We start from the raw sequence: 2,024 nt of genomic DNA on the forward strand, positions 1-2,024 counted from the left end.
TCGCCGCCGTGGCCGCCGCCGTGCCGGAGGGCGCGCGGGTGCTCGACATCGGCTGCGGCGACGGCCAGCTGCTGGCTTGGCTGCGCGACACCAAGCGCGTTGAAGGGCGCGGCATCGAGCTCGATGCCGGCGATGTCGCCTCGGCAGTGGGCCGCGGCCTTGCCGTGGTGCAGGGCGATGCCGATACCGACCTTGCCGATTATCCCGATGCCGCCTTCGATGTCGTCATCCTGTCGAACACTCTGCAGGCCATGCAACGCCCGGCCGCCGTGCTGGACCAGCTGGTGCGGATCGGGCGGCGGGCCATCGTTTCCTTCCCCAATTTCGGCCACTGGCGGGTGCGGATGGGCCTGGCGCTGGGCGGCCGCATGCCGGTGACGCGCTCGCTGCCCGTGAGCTGGCACGAAACACCCAACATCCATTTCTGCACCATTGCCGATTTCGAGGCGCTGGCCCGCGAACGCGGCCTGACGGTGGAGCGCCGGGCCGGTCTGTCATCGGGCCGGCAGGTGGCGCTGTGGCCCAATCTGCTCGCGGAAACCGGGGTGTTCGTCCTCTCCCGCTGAGCTAGGATGCCGGCGTGGACGACATGACCGGCCTCGATCCCGAATTGATCCGCTTCCTGCGCGAGGAGCTGGAGGTCGAGCTGCCGGCGGCGCGCGCCGTATCCTTCACCGGGCCGCTGTGGATCTGGCAGGGCAAGGCCGCAGACGGCAAGCCCTCACCCATGAGCTGGCACTTCCTCACCATCAGCGGCGATGCGGCCGCCGGCATCCGCGCTGCCGCACCGGGGCGCAGCGCGGCGTGGGGCAGCGTCTATGTCGAGGCAACGCTGGGCGGCACGACCTGGAAGACCTCGGTCTTTCCCAGCAAGGAGGCCGGTGGCTACCTGCTCCCCATCAAGGCCGCCGTGCGCAAGAAGGAAAAGGTCGGTGAAGGCGATGAGGTGACAGTGGCGTTGGCGTTTTGAAAGTGAAGGAAGCGGCGTGGCAAAGCCACGCCGTCGAAGCTGCTCGCCTGGCTTGCGGGCCAGGCGCCAGCGGGCCCCATCGAAGTAATACTTCGATGGGATCCCGCAGCCCGGCCGGCTTTGCGCGAGTCCGCGCGCAGCATGCGCGCTGGCCGCGCTACAGCGCCATCTGCGTTTGTGTCGTCACGCTGGCGAGCTTGCCGGCGTCGCTTTCCACCCGCGTCACCCACACGCTGGTCCGTCGGCCGATGTGCAGCGGCGTTGCCGTGGCGATCAGCGTGGCGCCGGCGGGGATGGCGCCGACCATGTTGGTCTTCGATTCGATCGTGGTGGTGCCCTTCGCGCCCTCGGGCAGCACATGGAAGGCGCCGCAAGCCCCGGTGAAATCGGCCAGCGCCATCAGGAAGCCGCCGTGGGCGGTGCCGCCGCTGGTGCAGTGTTCGGGGCGGATGAGGGCATGGACGACCACGCGTTCCCGGTTCATTTCCCTTATCTCGAAGCCGAGGTGAGCCGAAAAGGGCACCATCTTCACGACGGCCGCCAGCGTTTCGGCATGCTTCTGGGCTGCATCGCTCATCAGTTCACCAACCTTGGTTCCATCGCCGGATCAGCGGCGCCCACCAGCACCGATCGCTGCCAGTCCTTCTTGGCGACCAGCACCACGTGATGGCGATCGGGCAGGGTTTCCACCTGCCAGTCCAGCACCTCGAACATCGCTTCGTCGAGCCGCAACTGCAGCGGATCGCGCAGCCAGCCGATGTCCTTGATGTGCCAGGGCCGGCGCGCCCGCACGACCAGCACGGCAAGGCCGGCTGGGGCCAGCACCCGCCACAGTTCGCGCAGCATGAGCCGCGGCTGCACCAGCGGGGCGGACAGCAGCGCCTTGTCGAACAAGGCTTCGCGAAAGGGCAGGTGGTGCGGATCGGCGCGCACCGTGCCGGGGCGGATCTCCGCGTCGTCGGCCGCCACGCAGGCCACGCGTTCCCAGCCGTCGAGCGCCAGCGTCACCCGCTCCGGCGGACGGCCGAGCACCAGCAGCCGCCCCGACGGATGC

General features: G+C 69.2%; 4 protein-coding genes. 2 read left to right on the forward strand and 2 right to left on the reverse strand.

The window, feature by feature from the left end:
• The coding region (gene metW, locus GJV64_RS13970) for a methionine biosynthesis protein MetW (protein ID WP_235927768.1) at positions 1 to 566 on the forward strand (566 nt) is incomplete at its 5' end.
• Positions 567 to 589: 23 nt separating this feature from the next.
• Positions 590 to 970 carry a DUF1905 domain-containing protein gene (locus GJV64_RS13975; RefSeq protein ID WP_164158035.1) on the forward strand — a complete coding sequence of 127 codons (381 nt, stop codon included), beginning with the start codon at positions 590 to 592 and terminating at the stop codon, positions 968 to 970.
• A 157-nt stretch (positions 971 to 1,127) separates the two neighbouring features.
• Here GJV64_RS13975 and GJV64_RS13980 read toward each other — a convergent pair whose 3' ends face one another.
• Together GJV64_RS13980 and GJV64_RS13985 are read right to left on the reverse strand one after the other, a co-directional pair.
• Positions 1,128 to 1,547 (reverse strand): PaaI family thioesterase, encoded by a 420-nt coding sequence (locus tag GJV64_RS13980; protein WP_205599647.1) that lies wholly within the window; start codon positions 1,545 to 1,547, stop codon positions 1,128 to 1,130.
• The coding region (locus GJV64_RS13985) for a class I SAM-dependent methyltransferase (RefSeq protein ID WP_164158031.1) at positions 1,547 to 2,024 on the reverse strand (478 nt) is incomplete at its 5' end. The genes GJV64_RS13985 and GJV64_RS13980, both read right to left, overlap by 1 nt.

Source organism: Sandarakinorhabdus rubra, assembly GCF_010994245.1.
Lineage (GTDB): Bacteria > Pseudomonadota > Alphaproteobacteria > Sphingomonadales > Sphingomonadaceae > Sandarakinorhabdus > Sandarakinorhabdus rubra.